Below are 17,367 nucleotides of genomic sequence, written 5' to 3' on the forward strand. Positions count from 1 at the left end.
GGGCCGGGGCGAGGAGGTGTACCGGGGTCGTCACGGCAGGGCCTTGCGCGCCGTGGCGAAGCGTGGGCGTTTGTTGAGGTCCGGGTGGTCCGCCGCGTCCGCCCAGCCGGACTCCTCGCTGAAGATCCACGGGACCTGTCCGCCCTGGGTGTCCGCGTGTTCGACCACGACCAGTCCGCCCGGCCGCAGCAGGCGGTGCGCGGTGCGTTCGATGCCCCGGATCGTGTCGAGTCCGTCCTCGCCGGAGAAGAGCGCCATCTCCGGGTCGTGGTCGCGGGCCTCGGGCGCGACGTACTCCCACTCCGTGAGCGGGATGTACGGCGGGTTGGAGATCACCAGGTCGACCTGGCCGTCGAATTCGGGAAGGGCCGCCAGGGCGTCCCCCTGGTGCACGGTGACCCTGGACCCCTCGGCGTTCTTCCGCGTCCACGCGAGGGCGTCCTCGGACAGCTCCACGGCGTGCACGCGCGAACGCGGCACCTCCTGCGCCATGGCGAGCGCGATCGCGCCGGAGCCCGAGCACAGATCGACGATCAGCGGCTCGACCACGTCCATCGCCCGTACGGCGTCTATGGCCCAGCCGACGACCGACTCGGTCTCCGGGCGCGGTACGAACACACCGGGCCCGACCTGGAGTTCCAGATAGCGGAAGAAGGCGCGGCCGGTGATGTGCTGGAGCGGCTCCCTGGCCTCGCGGCGGGCCACCGCCTCCCAGTAACGGGCGTCGAAGTCCGCGTCCTTGACGCGGTGCAGCTCTCCCCGCTTGACGCCGTGCACATACGCGGCCAGTTCCTCCGCGTCGAAGCGGGGTGAGGGTACGCCCGCGTCGGCCAGCCGCTGGGTGGCCTGTGCCACCTCCGCGAGCAGCACGGAACGGGGGTGCGGGGGTCGCCCCCCGGGGGGTAGCTGCACGCTGGTCCTCCGGGCTGGAGTCGTACGGTCGTTTACGCGGACTTGCCTACTGCGCGGACGCGAGCTTCGCGGCCGAATCGGCGTCGACACAGGCCTGGATGACGGCCTCCAGATCTCCGTCGAGCACTTGGTCCAAGTTGTACGCCTTGAAACCGACACGGTGGTCCGAGATCCGGTTTTCCGGGAAGTTGTACGTACGGATCTTCTCGGACCGGTCGACGGTTCTCACCTGGCTGCGCCGCGCGTCGGACGCCTCCCTCTCCGCCTCCTCCTGCGCCGCCGCGAGCAGCCGCGACCGCAGGATACGCAAGGCCTGCTCCTTGTTCTGGAGCTGGCTCTTCTCGTTCTGGCAGGAGGCGACCACACCGGTGGGCAGATGGGTGATGCGGACGGCGGAGTCCGTCGTGTTGACGGACTGGCCGCCGGGCCCGGAGGAGCGGTAGACGTCGATCCGCAGATCGTTGGGGTTGATCTCGACGTCGATCTCCTCGGCCTCGGGCGTGACCAGCACGCCGGCGGCGGAGGTGTGGATACGGCCCTGGGACTCGGTCGCGGGCACCCGCTGCACGCGGTGCACACCGCCCTCGTACTTCAGCCGGGCCCAGACGCCCTGTCCGGGCTCCGTGGCGCCGTTGCCGCCCTTGGTCTTCACCGCGACCTGGACGTCCTTGTAGCCGCCCAGTTCGGACTCGGTGGCATCGATGATCTCGGTCTTCCAGCCGACGCGCTCCGCGTACCGCAGATACATCCGCAGCAGATCACCGGCGAACAGCGCGGACTCGTCGCCGCCCGCGCCGGCCTTGACCTCCAGGATGACGTCCTTGTCGTCGCTGGGGTCGCGCGGTACGAGCAGCAGCCTGAGCCGTTCGGTCAGCTCCTCGCGCTGCTTCTCCAGTTCCCTGACCTCTTGGGTGAACTCGGCGGCGTAGTCGGGATCGTCGGCCGCGAACTCGCGGGCCGTGACGATGTCCTCGCCGGTCTGCTTCCAGGAGCGGTACGTGCCGACGATCGGAGTCAGCTCGGCATAGCGCTTGTTGAGCTTGCGCGCGTTCGCCTGGTCCGTGTGGACCGACGGGTCGGCGAGCTTCTTCTCCAGATCGGCGTGCTCGCCGATCAGTTCCTCGACCGCCTCGAACATCGGGTGCTCCTGGGTTCGTACGAAGGTGCTTCGGGACGCCAAAGCGCCGGTCTCGGCACCCCGGAACGGGGCACCGAGAACCGGCGCAGATGGCTCGCTACTTCTTGGCGGAGGCGGCGGCCTTGCCGAAGCGGGCCTCGAAGCGGGCCACACGGCCACCGGTGTCGAGGATCTTCTGCTTGCCCGTGTAGAACGGGTGGCACTCGGAGCACAGGTCGGCACGGATGGTGCCCGACTCGATGGTGCTGCGGGTGGTGAACGACGCGCCGCAGGTGCAGCTCACCTGGGTCTCGACGTACGCGGGGTGGATGTCGCGCTTCAAGGGTTTCTCCTAGTTCCGGGAGGGCACCGGGTCGTACGCGCGGATTGCTCGTACGTGAACCGGGGCCGACGTACCAGTCTGCCAGGACCGGCCGTATCTCCCAAAACCGGGGTGTGGCCGGAGGTATTCCTGAGACGGGCGGGCAGGCCCGCGCGGGCACACGGGCGCGGGCGCACGGCCTCAGCCGCCGTCGACCGTACCGGCCGCCTCGCCCCGGTCGCCCGCGGAGTCCTTGGTCGCGGAGGCGGGGATGGGTCTGTCCTGCTTGAGGGCCGTCCAGACCTGCTCGGCACCGGCCGGGATGGGCAGGACACGGTTCGGATCGGCCGGATCGTAGGTGACCGGGAGGGTGATCATCCGCAGGTTCCGGGCGTCGAGGTCCTTGAGGCCGCCGGCGAAGCCGATCAGCGCCTCGACCGAATCGAGCCGGGAGTCGGGGGTGATCGCCCGGGTGGCGGTGTCGGCGAGGTCGTAGAGCTTCTTCGGGCTGCTGAACAGGCCGATGCTTCCGACCTGGTCGACCAGTGCCCTGACGAAGGCCTGCTGGAGCTCGATGCGGCCCAGGTCGCTGCCGTCGCCGACGCTCTTGCGGGTCCGTACGAGACCGAGGGCCTGCTCGCCGTCGAGGACATGGGTGCCGGGCGCCAGGGTCAGATGGCTCTTGGCGTCGTCGATCGGCCGGGTGGTGGTGATCCTGACTCCGCCCAGTTCGTCGACGAGCTCCTTGAAACCCGTGAAGTCGATCTCGATGTAGTGATCCATCCGGATTCCGGACATCGTCTCGACGGTCTTCACCGCGCACGCGGCGCCGCCGACCTCGTACGCGGTGTTGAACATGGCGAGCGGCTCGCCGGGAACGGGGGCGCCGTCGGGTCCCGTGCAGTCGGGGCGGTCGATGAGTGTGTCGCGCGGCACGGAGACGACACTGGCTTTCCGGTGGCCCGGATAGACATGAATGATCATGGCCGTGTCGGAGCGGGCGCCGCCCGCGCCCCCTCCGTACACCGCGTTGGCCCCGGAGCGGGAGTCGGAGCCGAGGACGAGGATGTCCTCGGAGCCGTTGTCGACATCGGGCGGACGGTCCCGGCCCAGGATGCGGTCGATGTCTATGCCGCGCAGATTGCCGTCGAGCTCGGCGTAGACGTACCCGAGTCCCGACCCGCAGAGAAGGACCAGGGCGGCGGCCGACCAGGCGACGACGGTGGTCGCCCTGCGGCGCGTGCCCTTCCTGGCCCCGCGGCGTCCGTCACGGCCGGGTATTCGGCTGCTGCTCCGGTCGGTCATGGTCTTCCTCCGCCCGTCCAGTGCAGTCAAACACCAAGGAGGGAGCACGGCACCCCGTGAGCGGGGAGGGCGGACCGCCCGGCCCCAGGGGCCCGGGAATACGCATACGGAGCCGTCAGCGGGCCGCTCCGGCCCTTTCTCGGGGCCCATGGGGTCGTGGCCGCGCCGGGGACCGGGCGGGAACGCGGAACCGCCCCGGCGCACGGGCGCCGGGGCGGTTGGACGAACAGCGGTTCGATGGGGCGGCGGACCGGTCAGTCGTTGCCGTTGCCCGGACCGGGGGTCGTCTTCTGGATCTGGAGCAGGAACTCCGCGTTCGACTTCGTCTGCTTCATCTTGTCCAGCAGCAGCTCGATCGCCTGCTGCTGGTCGAGGGCGTGCAGCACCCGGCGCAGCTTCCAGACGACGGCCAGTTCCTCGCCGCCGAGCAGGATCTCCTCCTTGCGGGTGCTGGACGCGTCCACGTCCACCGCCGGGAAGATGCGCTTGTCCGAGAGCTTCCGGTCGAGCTTGAGCTCCATGTTGCCGGTGCCCTTGAACTCCTCGAAGATCACCTCGTCCATGCGCGAGCCGGTCTCGACCAGCGCGGTGGCCAGGATGGTCAGCGAGCCGCCGTCCTCGATGTTGCGCGCGGCACCGAAGAAGCGCTTCGGCGGGTAGAGCGCGGTCGAGTCGACACCACCGGACAGGATGCGTCCGGAGGCGGGCGCCGCGAGGTTGTACGCACGGCCCAGACGCGTGATGGAGTCCAGCAGGACGATCACGTCGTGGCCCAGCTCCACCAGGCGCTTGGCCCGCTCGATGGCCAGTTCGGCGACGGTGGTGTGGTCCTCGGCCGGGCGGTCGAAGGTCGAGGAGATGACCTCGCCCTTGACCGACCGCTGCATGTCGGTGACCTCCTCGGGACGCTCGTCGACCAGGACGACCATGAGGTGGCACTCGGGGCTGTTGACCGTGATCGCGTTGGCGATGGCCTGGAGGATCATGGTCTTGCCGGTCTTCGGCGGGGCCACGATCAGACCGCGCTGGCCCTTGCCGATGGGCGCGACCAGATCGATGATCCGCGTGGTCAGCACGCCCGGGTCGGTCTCCAGACGGAGCCTGTCCTGCGGGTAGAGCGGGGTGAGCTTCTGGAACTCGGGGCGGCCCCGGCCGGTCTCCGGCGCCATGCCGTTGACGGAGTCGAGGCGCACCAGCGCGTTGAACTTCTCGCGGCGCTCGCCCTCCTTGGGCTGGCGCACGGCGCCGGTGACGTGGTCGCCCTTGCGCAGACCGTTCTTGCGGACCTGGGCGAGCGAGACGTACACGTCGTTGGGGCCCGGCAGATAGCCGGAGGTCCTGATGAACGCGTAGTTGTCGAGGATGTCGAGGATGCCCGCGACGGGGATCAGCACATCGTCGTCGGCGACCTGCGGCTCACCGGGACCGAACTCGTCACGGCCGCGGCGGCCGCGGCGGTCGCGGTACCGGCCGCGCCGGCCGCGCCGGCCGCCCGCCTCGTCGTCGAAGTCGTCCTGCGGGCCGGTGTTCTGGCTGCCGCGGTTGTCCCGCTGCTGGCGCTGGCCGCCGCTCTGCTGCTGGCCGGCGCCCGGGCCACCCGTGCCCTGGCCGCTCGGGCCGCCCTGCTGCTCGTCGGGCTTGCCACGGCGGTCGCGCTGCCGGTCGCGGCGGTCACCGCGGTCACGGTCGCCGCGCTCGCCCCGCTGGCCCCGGTCCTGGCGCTCGCCGCGCCGGCCGTCCGCGTCGCCCTGTGCGGTACCCGCTCCGGACACGGCGACGGCCGCCTCGGCCCTGCTGTCGGGCTGTGCCTCGACCTTGACGTCGGCCGCGGCCTCCGTCGTGGTCTCCGGGCTGCCGGCCTGTGCGGTGGCCCGGCGGCGACGGCGCTCGCCCGCGGGCTGGTCGTCGCTGGCGGGCTGGCCGGGAATGTCGATCTGCTGCGGGGCCACGGCCCGCTCGGCCTCGCCCGCGCTCTCCTCGGCGGCGGCGGCCTCACCCGTACGGGCCTTGGAGGTGGCGCGCCGCTTCGGCTTGGTCTCGGCATCGGCGCTGCCCGCCTCGGCGGTCTTGGCCGCGGACGGGCCGCCGGCCTGCGCTTCCTTGATGACCTCGATCAGCTGGCTCTTACGCATCCGCGCGGTGCCCCTGATACCGAGGCCGGACGCGACCTGCTGCAGCTCGGCCAGGACCATGCCCTCGAGGCCGGTGCCGGAGCGGCGGCGCCGTGCGGTGGTGCCAGTGGCAGCACCTGCGGCGGGCGCGGTGGCGTCGACACTGTTGTCGGCAGTCACGCCCATCAGATCGGTGGTGTCGCTCACGAAGGGTCCTTCCCTGGAGCGGACGTCGGCCTTCTGGCTCGGCGACCGGTTGTGCTGTCCGACTGCGGTCCCATCCTGTGGACCGTGCCGGGGCGGTGGTCCCGCCGGGTACGGCGGAGAAACATGCGTACGTGCAATGGGTCCGGCCCGAGGTCCCCCTGCTCGGCCCTCCGCTAGGAAAAAACGGGGGGTGTCGTGCCGGTTCCGGTGCGTGCTCAAAACTGCTCAGGCAGGCTGCTCAGGCAGTTGGGGAGGCTCCCGGAAGAAGGTTGGTCCCGAAACGGGACACGAAGCACCGCGCCTCAAAGACGTCGGTTGCAGACTTGAGGTTAACACTACCGGCTCCAACAAACATTCCCCCTCTCACTCACCGGCAATCTTGTGCGACTAAGAGCCGAGCGGCAGTACGCTCGCGCCCGCGGCGTCGAGGGAGAGCCGGTTGGCCGCCCATCCCTCACCCGCGAGCCGTGCGACCTTGTCGGCCGCACCGTCCTCGACCAGCGCGAGGACCGTGGGGCCCGCGCCGGAGATGACCGCGGGGACGCCGTCCGCGCGCAGTCGGTTGACCAGGGCGACGCTCTGCGGCATCGCCGGTGTCCGGTAGTCCTGGTGGAGCCGGTCCTCGGTGGCCGGGAACAGCAGCTCGGGGCGCCTGGTCAGCGCCTCCACGAGCAGGGCCGCGCGGCCGGCGTTGACGGCGGCGTCCACATGGGGAACCGTACGCGGAAGCAGTCCGCGTGCCGTCTCCGTGAGCACCGGGCTGTCCGGGACGAAAACCACCGGAACGATGGAATCGGCGGGATCCATCCTGATGGCGCGCGCCGCTCCGCCGTCCATCCAGGCCAGCGTGAATCCGCCGTAGAGACAGGCCGCGACATTGTCGGGATGGCCCTCGATCTCGGTGGCCAGCTCCAGCAGTGCCGCGTCGTCGAACCTGGCGTCGCCGCCTATGGTCACGGCGCGGGCCGCGACGATGCCCGCGCAGATCGCGGCGGAGGAGGAGCCCAGGCCCCGGCCGTGCGGGATCCGGTTGGCGCAGACGACCTCCAGACCGCGCGGCTGTCCGCCGAGCAGGTCGAAGGCCGTGCGCAGGGAGCGTACGAGCAGATGGCTCTCGTCCCGGGGCAGCGTCCCGGCGCCCTCACCGGCGATGTCGACGTGCAGGCCGGAGTCGGCGACGCGGACGACCACGTCGTCGTAGAGCCCCAGCGACAGACCCAGGGCATCGAAGCCCGGACCGAGATTGGCGCTGGTGGCGGGGGTGCGCACCCGTACGGCGGCGGCGCGGAACGCGGGACCGGCCATCGCTCTGACGACTCTCCTTGTGACGGCGTGACTGTGACGGCGTGACTGCGTGCTCGGGACTGTGCTGACTATGACGGTGGTGTGGGGCGACCGCGAGATGTTCGAGGACATGCGAACGCCCGGGGGCCACGGGGGCGACAACACCGCGGCATATGCGGCGGGGCGGGTTGGCTACAGCCTATCGAAGGAAGGTTGTATGGCGACATAGGGCGCACAGGAGGCGCACGATGCGTGTCGCGTGCCTCCTGTGCGCCTTTGTCGGCCTTGCCGCTCTTGGGCGGCGAGTGGGCGGTGGTGTCAGCTCAGCCCGAGGCGCTGGGCGGCGACGGTCGCGTCGACCGGCACGGTCACCGGCTGCGGCGCTCCGGCGACGGCCCAGTCGGGGTCCTTGAGACCGTTGCCCGTGACCGTGCAGACGATGCGCTGGCCGGCGTCGACCTTGCCCTCCTGCGCGGCCTTGAGCAGACCGGCCACGGAGGCGGCCGACGCGGGCTCCACGAAGACGCCCTCCTGGGCGGCCAGCAGCCGGTAGGCGGCCAGGATCTGCCGGTCCGTCACCTCGTCGATGAAACCGCCGGACTCGTCGCGCGCGGCGAGGGCGTGCCGCCAGGAGGCGGGGTTGCCGATCCGGATCGCGGTGGCGACGGTGTGCGGGTCCTTGACGACCTCGCCGCGCACGATGGGCGCCGAGCCGGAGGCCTGGAAGCCCCACATCCGCGGGGTACGGGCCGCCATGCCGCCGGCGGCGTACTCGGTGTAGCCCTTCCAGTACGCCGTGATGTTGCCGGCGTTGCCGACGGGCAGGACATGGATGTCCGGGGCCTCGCCGAGCGCGTCCACGATCTCGAACGCGGCGGTCTTCTGACCTTCGATACGTACCGGATTGACCGAATTGACCAGGGCCACCGGATAGTTGTCGGAGAGCGAGCGCGCCAGTGTCAGACAGTCGTCGAAGTTGCCGTCGACCTGGAGGATCTTCGCGCCGTGGACCAGGGCCTGGCCCATCTTGCCCAGGGCGATCTTGCCCTGCGGCACCAGTACGGCGCAGACCATGCCGGCCCGTACCGCGTAGGCCGCGGCCGAGGCCGAGGTGTTGCCGGTGGAGGCGCAGATGACCGCCTGGGCGCCCTCCTCCTTGGCCCGGGTGATGGCCATGGTCATGCCACGGTCTTTGAAGGATCCGGTCGGGTTGGCGCCCTCGACCTTGAGATGAACCTCACATCCCGTGCGCTCGGACAGCACCTGCGCCGGGACGAGCGGCGTGCCGCCCTCACGGAGTGTGACGATGCGCGTGGTGTCCGTCACCGGGAGGCGGTCCCGGTACTCCTCGATGATGCCGCGCCACTGATGGGTGCCCCGCTGGGTGCCGATGCTGGTCATGGGTCCCTTACTCCCCTTCAACACGCATGATGCTGGCGACACCGCGCACGGTGTCGAGCTTGCGCAGCGCCTCGACGGTCCCGGAGAGGGCGGCGTCGGGCGCGCGGTGGGTGACGACGACGAGGGAGGCCTCGCCGTCGCCGTCCTGTCGGCCTTTCTGGCGCACCGTGTCGATGGATACGCCGTGCTCGGCGAAGACCGTGGCGACCTGGGCCAGTACGCCAGGTTTGTCGGCGACGTCGAGACTGATGTGGTAGCGCGTGACGACCTCGCCCATACCGCTCACGGGAAGCCCCGTGTACGCGGACTCGCCGGGACCGGTGGCGCCGTTCAGCCGGTTGCGGCAGACGGCGACCAGGTCGCCCAGGACGGCGGAGGCGGTCGGTGAGCCGCCGGCGCCCGGACCGTAGAACATGAGCCGGCCGGCCGCGTCGGCCTCGACGAAGACCGCGTTGTACGCCTCGCGCACGGAGGCCAGCGGATGGCTGAGCGGGATCATCGCCGGATGGACACGGGCGGTGACGGAGCGGCCGTCGGCGGCCCGCTCGCAGATGGCGAGGAGCTTGACCGTGCAGCCCATCTGTTTCGCGGAGGCCAGATCGGCGGAGGTGACCTCCGTGATGCCCTCACGGTGCACGTCGTCCAGCCGGACGCGGGTGTGGAAGGCGATCCCGGCGAGGATGGCGGCCTTGGCGGCGGCGTCGAAGCCCTCGACGTCCGCGGTCGGGTCGGCCTCCGCGTAACCGAGGGCGGTGGCCTCGTCCAGCGCCTCCGAGTAGCCGGAGCCCGCGCTGTCCATCCGGTCGAGGATGAAGTTGGTCGTGCCGTTGACGATGCCGAGGACACGGTTGACCTTGTCACCGGCGAGGGACTCGCGCAGCGGCCGGATCAGGGGTATGGCGCCGGCGACGGCCGCCTCGAAGTACAGGTCCCTGCCGTGCCGCTCGGCGGCCTCGTAGAGCGTGGTGCCGTCCTCTGCGAGCAGCGCCTTGTTGGCGGAGACGACGGAGGCGCCGTGTTCGAACGCGGTGGTGATGAGCGTACGGGCGGGCTCGATCCCGCCGATGACCTCCACCACCACGTCTATGTCACCGCGTTTGACCAGGGCGGTGGCATCGGTGGTGATCAGGGCGGGATCGATGCCCTCACGGACCTTGGAGGGGCGCCGGACGGCGACTCCGGCCAGTTCCACGGGGGCACCGATCCGGGCGGTGAGGTCGTCGGCGTGCGTCGCCATGATGCGCGCCACCTCTGAGCCGACCACGCCACAGCCCAGCAGCGCCACCTTCAGCGGACGCGTACGCATCATCCGACCTACGCCTTTCATCCATCACAGCCTTTTCAAGCAGGAATCGGAACCAGTCTCACTCACCGGACGGGGCTTTCTGTCCCTCGTCCAGATTGCGAGACATGTATTTCACTCTCCGACGTCGAGACGCAGAAGATCTTCCTCCGTCTCACGCCGGACGATCACCCGGGCCCCGCCGTCCTTGACGGCGACCACGGGCGGCCGGAGCGCGTGGTTGTAGTTGCTCGCCATCGAGCGGCAGTACGCGCCGGTGGCGGGCACGGCGATCAGGTCGCCGGGCGCCAGGTCGGCGGGCAGGAACGCGTCCCGTACGACGATGTCACCGCTCTCGCAGTGCTTGCCGACGACGCGTGTCAGCATCGGCTCGGCGTCGGAGCGGCGCGAGACGAGCGCCACGCTGTACTCGGCGTCGTACAGGGCCGTACGGATGTTGTCGGACATGCCGCCGTCCACACTGACATAGGTCCGCAGTCCTTCGAGCGGCTTGATGGTGCCGACCTCGTAGAGCGTGAAGGCCGTGGGCCCGACGATCGCCCGGCCCGGCTCGACGGAGATCCGCGGGGTGCGCAGTCCGGCGGACTCACACTCACGGGTGACGATGTCGCTGAGCGCCTTGGCGATGTCGTGCGGCTCGCGCGGATCGTCCTCGGAGGTGTACGCGATCCCGAGGCCGCCGCCGAGGTCGATCTCGGGCAGTTCGACGCCGTGCTCGTCGCGCACCTGCGCGAGCAGCTGCACCACACGGCGGGCGGAGACCTCGAAGCCCGCCATGTCGAAGATCTGCGAGCCGATGTGCGAGTGGATGCCGGTCAGTTCGAGACCGTCGAGCGTGAGCGCCCTTCTGACGGCCTCCGCGGCCTGCCCGTCGGCCAGCGCGATACCGAACTTCTGGTCCTCGTGGGCGGTGGCGATGAACTCGTGCGTATGGGCCTCGACGCCCACGGTGACCCGGATCTGCACCCGCTGGCGGGTGCCGAGGCGCTGGGCGACGTGCGCGACCCGGACGATCTCCTGGAAGGAGTCGAGGACGATCCGGCCGACACCGGCGGAGACGGCGCGCTCGATCTCCCCGAGCGACTTGTTGTTGCCGTGGAAGGCGATGCGCTCCGCGGGCATTCCCGCGGCGAGCGCGGTGGCGAGCTCACCGCCGGAGCACACGTCGAGGTTGAGCCCCTCCTCGGCCAGCCAGCGGACCACGGCCCGGGAGAGGAACGCCTTGCCCGCGTAGAACACGTCCGCGTCCGTGCCGAAGGCGCCGGACCAGGCTCGGCAGCGGGCACGGAAGTCGGTCTCGTCGAGGATGTACGCGGGCGTGCCGAACTCCTCGGCCAGCCGGGTCACCTCGATACCGGCGACGGTCGCGACGCCGTCCTCGTTCCTGCGGACCGTACGCGACCAGACCTTCTCGTCGAGGACGTTCAGATCGGCGGCCGGGGCGGTGTAGTGCCCTTCGGGGAGTACATCCGCGTGACGGGGGCCTGCGGGGTGTGCGGAACGGCTCATCTCGTGACTCTCTTGGCTCTCTCGGAGGTGTGCTGGTGCGGTGTGTGTCTTCGGCGGAGCTGCGCTGTGCTGTGCTGCTGTCGGAAGGGCGTGGTGTCGCGGACACGCGCGGTGTGTCACCGGCCGCGTCGGAGGCCGTCGGAGGTCAGAGGTGTTCCGGGGCGTCGATGCCGAGCAGGGACAGGCCGCCGGCCAGCACGGCTCCGGCGGCTTCGGCGAGCGCGGTCCCGGAGCTGTGGGCGGCCGAGGGTTTCTCGTCGCCGAGCGGCAGCGGACGGCAGATCTCCTGGAAGCGCAGGAACGCCTCCGCGGTGTGTTCGAGATGGCGGGCGAGCCGGTCGGGCGCGCGCAGCCGGGCGGCGGCTTCGAGGACGGCGGGATGGTCGCCGAGGGCGGTGAGCAGGGCGGCGGCGGCCCGCGCGGTGCCGTCACGGCCGGGGAGTCCGGCGCCGTACGGGTCGTGGGACGGGCCGGGGCGGGTGCCGGGGTACGGGTCGGGGCCGGTGTACCGGCTCGGGATGCCGAGGTGTGCCGCGTTGCGGACGAGCGCGCGGGCGCGCGCGTGCGCGTACCGCACCCGGAACAGGGCGTTGCTCTCCCGCTGGACGAGCAGGTCCGGGCCCGTGTACGGGCGGTCATGGGCGGCGGGCCGCAGCAGCGCCCAGTGCGCGGCGTCGTGGCCGAGCCGGGCGAGGAGGCCGTCGGGGCCGATGCCCGCGGGAACGACCGTGAGGCGCTCCGCGGCGCCCGGTACGACGGCCGCCTCGGCGCCCTGGCCGCGGAGCAGCCGTACGACGGTGTCGGTCCAGAGGCGGGCACGCGGATCGCCGCCGGGCGGGGGCGCGAAGGCCACGGCCGTACCGGCGAGCGCGTCACCGTGCCCGTACCGGGCGGGGTCGCCGAGGATCGTCCGGACCAGCCCGGCCCGGCCGTCCCGGCCGAGCGTGAAGTTCAGGAAGCCGGGTCCGGTGATCTCGACCCGTGCGATGCCGCGGGTCGTGTCGACGCGGCTGCGCAGGATCTCGGCGATCTCGCGGGGCGGGCGTCCCGCCGGGCCGGCGAGCCGCAGCGCGACATTGGAGGCGTAGTCGCCACGGCCGCCGGGGCGGGAGCGCTCGACGGTGACCCGCTCGGGTACGGGTCCCGGCAGGACGTCGTCCTCGACCGCGCGGCACACGGCGCGCCGCACGGTCCGGGAGAGTTCTGCGGGGGTCACGGGACCAGCGTAGGGGAGAGGGGGGGCCACTTCGCGAACCGGTTTCGCCATGCGGTCGGCCCCGGGGCCGGGGGCCGGGCGCGGCCGGCCGTCCGCGGCCGTCAGCCGCGCGCGCTCTCCGCGTGGCCCGCCGCGTCGTGCCTGCCGTCGAGGCCGAACGGGGGCAGCGCGTCCCGGCGGGTCAGCCGCCGTACGAGTCGGACCAGTTCCGAGGGTTCGAAGGGCTTGGCCAGAAAGGCGTCCACTCCGGCGGCCGTACCGGACTCCACCTCGTCCTGCGTGCAGGCGCTGATGATCGCTATGGGCAGCCGGCTCGTCCGGGGATCCGCGCGCAGCCGCGCGGCCGTGTGGGGTCCGTCCAGGCGCGGCATCACCACATCGAGGGTGATGACATCGGGCCTGACCTCGTGCACCACGTCCAGGCACTCGGCACCGTCGGCCGCGGTCACGACCTCGAAACCCTCCAGTTCGAGATTGACCCTGATCAGCTGCCGGATGACTCTGTTGTCGTCCACGACAAGCACCCGGCCGTACGCGCCTGACACATGTCGAGAGTAGGTCGGACTCCGGGGCCGCGTCCGGGTTTTACCGACTTCCGGTCGGCGGCAGCACGGACACCACCGCCTACGCTCTCGGTATGGAACAGAGCGAAGTCGTTCTCAGGGCCATCGGCATTCTGACCCAGTCCGCGGAGTGGATCCGTACCGCCGACCGGAATTCGGCCACCGGCGCGGAGTCGGGGGCGGGCCAGATCGGGTCGCTGCTCGCCGAGGTCTTCCCTTCGTTCACGGTCTCTCCCGAGGCCACGCCCATGGAGGCGGCGCACGCGGTGACCGAGGCGGCGCTGCCCGCCATCATGCAGCTCATCGGGGCGTTCAGCTTCGTCTTCTCCGAGCTGGCCGAGGTCCATGACAGCGGCCGTACGGACATCACCTCGGAGGCGCTCCTGCGGGACCTGGCCCTCCGGATGTCCCGTCCGAACGACCCGGTGGAGGAGTAGGGGAGCCGGCGGACGACGCGGCTTCGGAGCCCGGCAGGACGGCGGCGAGATAGGCGTGGATGGCGTCGCGGTTGCGGGCCAGGCAGTCGATGCGCTGCTGGATCCGCTCCGCCTCGCCGCGCAGCAGGGCGGCGGTCTCGGGTGTGAGGCACTCCGGGTGGAGATGGATCTCGTCCGGCCTGTCCAGAAAGGGCAGGATACGGCGGATGATCTCGGTGGTGAGGCCGGAGTCGAGCAGTCCGCGTATCTGCTGGACCCGGTGGACCGCCGGCTCGTCGTAGGCGCGGTAGCCGTTGTCGGCGCGCCCGGGGTGGAGCAGGTCCTTCTCCTCGTAGTAGCGCAGCATCCGGGTGGGGACGCCGGTACGGCGGGAGAGCTCACCGATCTTCATGGCGCTCCGTGCGGGATCGGGCCCCGGGGGGGCCGGCTTCCTCCATGGCCCGGCCTGAAGGGCCGGGCTTGCTTTCACACTGATGTGAAGGTTTCACCATGCTCGCATGTCCATCACATCGAGAGACGGCTCCGGCACCGGAGCCGGGTCCGGGCCCGTCCCGTCCGGGAAGACCAGGAAGCGCGCGGAGCCCGGAAAAATCAGAAAGCCAGGGGCGCCCGCGCCGACGGCACGGCTGCCGCTCCCGGGGCTGCTGGCCCTGTTCGCCTCGGCGTTCACCGCCGTGCTGACCGAACTGCTGCCCGCCGGACTGCTGCCCGGCATGAGCCGGAGCCTGGGCGTGTCCGAGGGCCGGGTCGGGTTCCTGGTGACCGGTTACGCCGCCGCCTCCTTCCTCGCGGCCGTCCCGCTGACCGCCGCGCTGCGCCCGCTGCGCCGGCGTCCGGTGCTGATGGCGACGCTGGCCGGCTTCGCGCTCTGCAACGCCGTCACCGCCCTCTCGTCCAGCTACGCGCTGACCTTCGGCGCGCGGCTGGTGGCCGGTGTCATGGGCGGCACGCTGTGGGCGATGCTCGCGGGGTACGCGGCCCGAATGGTCCCGGCCGAGCGCCGGGGCCGTGCCATCGCGATCGTGCTGGCCGGGATCACGGTCGCGCTGTCCTTCGGCATCCCGGCGGGCACGGCCCTGGCCGCACTGGCGGGCTGGCGCACGGCGTTCGCGACGGTGGCCGTGCTCGCTGCGGCGCTGGTGGGCTGGGTGGCGTGGCGGGTCCCGGACTTTCCCGGTGAACCGGCCTCGGAACGCGTTCCGTTGTGGCGTATCGCCGCCATGCCCGGCATCCGGACGGTGCTGGCCGTCACGCTGCTCCTGCTGATGGGGCACCAGGCGGTGTACACGTACATGGGGCCGTTCACCGAGCGCTCCGGCTTCGGCCGTACGGGACTGGTCCTGTTCGTCTTCGGGCTCGCCACGGTGGCCGGGATCTGGCTCGTCGGCGTACTGGTCGACCGTCATCCACGGCGGACACTGCTGGGCGCCCTGGCCCTGATCGCGGCGGCGATGCTCGCACTGGGCCTTCTCGGGCGCGGCCCGGCGGTCCTGTTGGGAGCGGTCGCGGCGTGGGGCGTCGCCTTCGGCGGAGCGCCCACGCTGCTGCAGACCGCGCTGGTACGGATCTCGGGGCCCGGACGGGCGGATGTGGCGACCTCGATGCAGACGACGGTCTACAACGCGGGCATCGCGGCGGGGTCGCTGGCGGGCGGCGTCGTCCTGGAGGGCGCGAGCGCCGGAGCGGGCGCACTGCCCTGGACCGCGCTGCCGCTGATCGCGGTGGCCCTGACCACGGTCACAGCCTCCCGCCGCCACGCCTTCCCGGCCCCCTGACGGCCGGCCACGGGCCCCGCGCCGTCCCCCGGGCCTCGGACCGGCCCGCCCGCCTCGGGCTCCAGTACATCCGCCTCCGCCACGGCCTGTGCGAACAGCGCCGACCGGCGGCGGTGCTTATCCGAAGCGGCCGTTGACGTAGTCGGACGTCCTCGGGTCCTGAGGGGTGTTGAACATGGCGTCCGTGGGGCCGTGTTCGACGATGACTCCGGGCGTGCCCTGCTCCGCGAGGAAGAAGGCGCAGGAGTCGGAGACGCGCGCGGCCTGCTGCATGTTGTGGGTGACGATGACGATCGTCACCTCCGACTTGAGCTCGGCGATGGTCTCCTCGATACGGCGGGTCGAGGTGGGGTCGAGGGCCGAGCAGGGCTCGTCCATCAGCAGGACCCTGGGGCGCACGGCCAGGGAGCGGGCGATGCACAGGCGCTGCTGCTGGCCGCCGGAGAGGGCGCCGCCCGGCTGGCGGAGGCGGTCCTTGACCTCGCGCCAGAGACCGGCCTTGGTGAGGCACTCCTCCACGAGGTCGTCCTTGCCGTCGCGGTGGGCCTTGATGCCGTTGAGCTTGAGACCGGCCACCACGTTGTCGTACAGGGACATGGCCGGGAACGGGTTGGGCTTCTGGAAGACCATGCCGATCTGGCGCCGGGCATGGGTGATCCGGCGCCCGCGGTCGTAGATGTCGCCGCCGTCGAGCAGCACGCGTCCGGCGAGACCGGCGGACGGGATCAGCTCGTGCATACGGTTGAGGATCCGCAGGAAGGTCGACTTGCCGCAGCCCGACGGGCCGATCAGCGCCGTGACCTCGTGCGCGGGCATGGTGAGCGAGACACGGTCGAGCACCTTGTGGTCACCGAACCACGCGGAGATGCTCTCGGCCTCCAGCGAGGCGGCGGTGTCACGGCCCACCGCGGGCAGGCCCACGGTGTCGGCGAGCTGGTGCGAGGTGGTGGCGGTCATGATGGATCAACTCCCGGTGTTTCAGAGCAGGTTGGGCATGAGGCGGGTGACGGCTCCGGCGCAGGCCAGCCCCAGGACGGCCAGTACGGGCACGGCACAGATCCAGGTCTGCCAGCGGCCCCAGACACGCTGTGTCCAGGCGGCGAGCAGCGCGGCGAGGAAGAGCCCCTGGATCCAGAGGAAGACCGCGAGCCAGGCTCCGCTGTCGCCCTTGAGGGCCTCCTCCGCCGTGGTGATCCAGCCGGACGCCCGCTCACGCGGCGGACTGGGCTGTACGGGACTGGTCAGTTGGGCGTCCACGCGCAGCACTCCCGAGGGCGTGTACGCGGGCCCGGTGGCCGTGATCAGCGTCAGCCTGCCCTGGTTCGGGTCGGTGCTGGGCGTGGGCAGCGCGTCCCCGGCCCGCCGGGTGCCGGTGACCCGGTACTCCGCCTCGCCCTGACCGGTCATCACGGTGATCCTGGCGTTCACCGGAAGCCGGTCGAGGTTGGCGAAGGGGCTGCCGTATCCCCACAGCCTGCCCATGATCACGGCGGTGCCCGCCTGTCCCGGCAGCGGGGTGTCACGGCGGTGTCCGGGGCCGGACATGAGGACGCCCGAGGTGGTGCCCTCACCGACGACCTCGTGGACACCGAGGTCCGGGATGTCGAGCAGCGCGACGGGCGCGCCGAGCGCGAGAGGCTTGCCCTCGACATCGCTCCCGCCCACCGGGGCGGTGCCCTCGGCGAGTTGCTTGCGCAGTTCGTCGTACGAGACCTGCTGGTCGCGGGAGTGCTTGAGGTGCCCGACGACGGTGAGATTGGCGGCGAAGCCGAGCAGCACGGCGGCGAGCACGCACAGCGTGGCCCCGGTCAGCGCCAGGCCGGGACGTGTGGGGCCCGGGGCGGCCTTGCCGCGCTCCACGGGCCGCTGGGGTCCGGCCGGCGCGGGCCCCACACGTCCCGGCCT

15 protein-coding genes and 1 pseudogene are annotated in these 17,367 nt (G+C 71.4%); 2 read left to right on the forward strand and 14 right to left on the reverse strand.

Annotated features, from left to right (window positions below; genetic code table 11):
* Positions 1–30: 30 nt before the first annotated feature.
* The 11 genes from prmC to BFF77_RS16990 all read right to left on the reverse strand — a co-directional run bounded on the left by prmC (position 31) and on the right by BFF77_RS16990 (position 13,232).
* The gene (gene prmC, locus BFF77_RS16940) at positions 31–912 is read right to left on the reverse strand and encodes a peptide chain release factor N(5)-glutamine methyltransferase (RefSeq protein ID WP_066950126.1); all 882 of its coding nucleotides are present in this window, start codon (positions 910–912) and stop codon (positions 31–33) included.
* Between the two features lie 46 nt (positions 913–958).
* Complete coding sequence (prfA, locus tag BFF77_RS16945; protein WP_066950128.1) at positions 959–2,050, reverse strand: peptide chain release factor 1; 1,092 nt, start codon at positions 2,048–2,050, stop codon at positions 959–961.
* 97 nt (positions 2,051–2,147) lie between these two features.
* A complete protein-coding gene (gene rpmE, locus BFF77_RS16950) occupies positions 2,148–2,372 on the reverse strand; it encodes a 50S ribosomal protein L31 (RefSeq protein WP_066950131.1) in 225 nt (74 codons plus the stop codon).
* A gap of 180 nt (positions 2,373–2,552) precedes the next feature.
* The gene (locus BFF77_RS16955) at positions 2,553–3,656 is read right to left on the reverse strand and encodes an LCP family protein (protein WP_066950133.1); all 1,104 of its coding nucleotides are present in this window, start codon (positions 3,654–3,656) and stop codon (positions 2,553–2,555) included.
* Between the two features lie 254 nt (positions 3,657–3,910).
* On the reverse strand, positions 3,911–5,974 hold the full coding sequence (gene rho, locus BFF77_RS16960) for a transcription termination factor Rho (RefSeq protein WP_066950136.1): 2,064 nt from the start codon (positions 5,972–5,974) through the stop codon (positions 3,911–3,913).
* Between the two features lie 387 nt (positions 5,975–6,361).
* A complete protein-coding gene (gene thrB, locus BFF77_RS16965) occupies positions 6,362–7,279 on the reverse strand; it encodes a homoserine kinase (protein WP_066950139.1) in 918 nt (305 codons plus the stop codon).
* A 297-nt stretch (positions 7,280–7,576) separates the two neighbouring features.
* Positions 7,577–8,659 (reverse strand): threonine synthase, encoded by a 1,083-nt coding sequence (gene thrC, locus BFF77_RS16970; RefSeq protein WP_066950142.1) that lies wholly within the window; start codon positions 8,657–8,659, stop codon positions 7,577–7,579.
* Between the two features lie 7 nt (positions 8,660–8,666).
* Positions 8,667–9,968 carry a homoserine dehydrogenase gene (locus BFF77_RS16975; RefSeq protein WP_211280255.1) on the reverse strand — a complete coding sequence of 434 codons (1,302 nt, stop codon included), beginning with the start codon at positions 9,966–9,968 and terminating at the stop codon, positions 8,667–8,669.
* 108 nt (positions 9,969–10,076) lie between these two features.
* A complete protein-coding gene (gene lysA, locus BFF77_RS16980) occupies positions 10,077–11,471 on the reverse strand; it encodes a diaminopimelate decarboxylase (RefSeq protein ID WP_066950145.1) in 1,395 nt (464 codons plus the stop codon).
* A 145-nt stretch (positions 11,472–11,616) separates the two neighbouring features.
* Entirely contained in the window at positions 11,617–12,687 is a 1,071-nt protein-coding gene (nrtL, locus tag BFF77_RS16985; RefSeq protein WP_066950148.1) for an ArgS-related anticodon-binding protein NrtL, read from the reverse strand.
* Positions 12,688–12,788: 101 nt separating this feature from the next.
* On the reverse strand, positions 12,789–13,232 hold the full coding sequence (locus BFF77_RS16990; RefSeq protein WP_066950151.1) for a response regulator: 444 nt from the start codon (positions 13,230–13,232) through the stop codon (positions 12,789–12,791).
* Positions 13,233–13,324: 92 nt separating this feature from the next.
* Here BFF77_RS16990 and BFF77_RS16995 point away from each other — a divergent pair, with 92 nt between their 5' ends.
* Positions 13,325–13,687 carry a hypothetical protein gene (locus BFF77_RS16995; protein WP_066950155.1) on the forward strand — a complete coding sequence of 121 codons (363 nt, stop codon included), beginning with the start codon at positions 13,325–13,327 and terminating at the stop codon, positions 13,685–13,687.
* 37 nt (positions 13,688–13,724) lie between these two features.
* Here BFF77_RS16995 and BFF77_RS17000 read toward each other — a convergent pair.
* Positions 13,725–14,078 (reverse strand): annotated as a pseudogene (locus BFF77_RS17000) (MerR family transcriptional regulator); the annotation flags it as partial.
* Positions 14,079–14,184: 106 nt separating this feature from the next.
* On the opposite strand from BFF77_RS17000, the gene BFF77_RS17005 reads away from it, so the two are divergent.
* Positions 14,185–15,462, forward strand: a complete 1,278-nt coding sequence (locus BFF77_RS17005; RefSeq protein ID WP_079125225.1) for an MFS transporter — start codon at positions 14,185–14,187, stop codon at positions 15,460–15,462.
* Positions 15,463–15,579: 117 nt separating this feature from the next.
* Here the strand turns inward: BFF77_RS17005 and BFF77_RS17010 are convergent, their stop codons facing one another.
* Both BFF77_RS17010 and BFF77_RS17015 read right to left on the reverse strand, forming a co-directional pair.
* Positions 15,580–16,419: a phosphate ABC transporter ATP-binding protein gene (locus BFF77_RS17010; RefSeq protein ID WP_066950158.1), complete on the reverse strand. Its 840-nt coding sequence runs from the start codon at positions 16,417–16,419 to the stop codon at positions 15,580–15,582.
* A gap of 21 nt (positions 16,420–16,440) precedes the next feature.
* On the reverse strand, positions 16,441–17,367 hold a 927-nt coding region (locus BFF77_RS17015), incomplete at its 5' end, for a sortase (RefSeq protein ID WP_141698455.1).

This window comes from Streptomyces lushanensis (genome assembly GCF_001700515.1).
GTDB lineage: Bacteria > Actinomycetota > Actinomycetes > Streptomycetales > Streptomycetaceae > Streptomyces > Streptomyces lushanensis.

What these genes read in the sequence shown, in the direction of transcription:
- thrC (WP_066950142.1), bottom strand. Translation starts at nt 8,659, where the DNA reads ATGACCAGCATCGGCACCCAGCGGGGCACCCATCAGTGGCGCGGCATC.
- lysA (WP_066950145.1), bottom strand. Translation starts at nt 11,471, where the DNA reads ATGAGCCGTTCCGCACACCCCGCAGGCCCCCGTCACGCGGATGTACTC.
- prfA (WP_066950128.1), bottom strand. Translation starts at nt 2,050, where the DNA reads ATGTTCGAGGCGGTCGAGGAACTGATCGGCGAGCACGCCGATCTGGAG.
- BFF77_RS17010 (WP_066950158.1), bottom strand. Translation starts at nt 16,419, where the DNA reads ATGACCGCCACCACCTCGCACCAGCTCGCCGACACCGTGGGCCTGCCC.
- BFF77_RS17005 (WP_079125225.1), top strand. Translation starts at nt 14,185, where the DNA reads ATGTCCATCACATCGAGAGACGGCTCCGGCACCGGAGCCGGGTCCGGG.
- BFF77_RS16995 (WP_066950155.1), top strand. Translation starts at nt 13,325, where the DNA reads ATGGAACAGAGCGAAGTCGTTCTCAGGGCCATCGGCATTCTGACCCAG.
- BFF77_RS16975 (WP_211280255.1), bottom strand. Translation starts at nt 9,968, where the DNA reads ATGATGCGTACGCGTCCGCTGAAGGTGGCGCTGCTGGGCTGTGGCGTG.
- thrB (WP_066950139.1), bottom strand. Translation starts at nt 7,279, where the DNA reads ATGGCCGGTCCCGCGTTCCGCGCCGCCGCCGTACGGGTGCGCACCCCC.
- BFF77_RS16955 (WP_066950133.1), bottom strand. Translation starts at nt 3,656, where the DNA reads ATGACCGACCGGAGCAGCAGCCGAATACCCGGCCGTGACGGACGCCGC.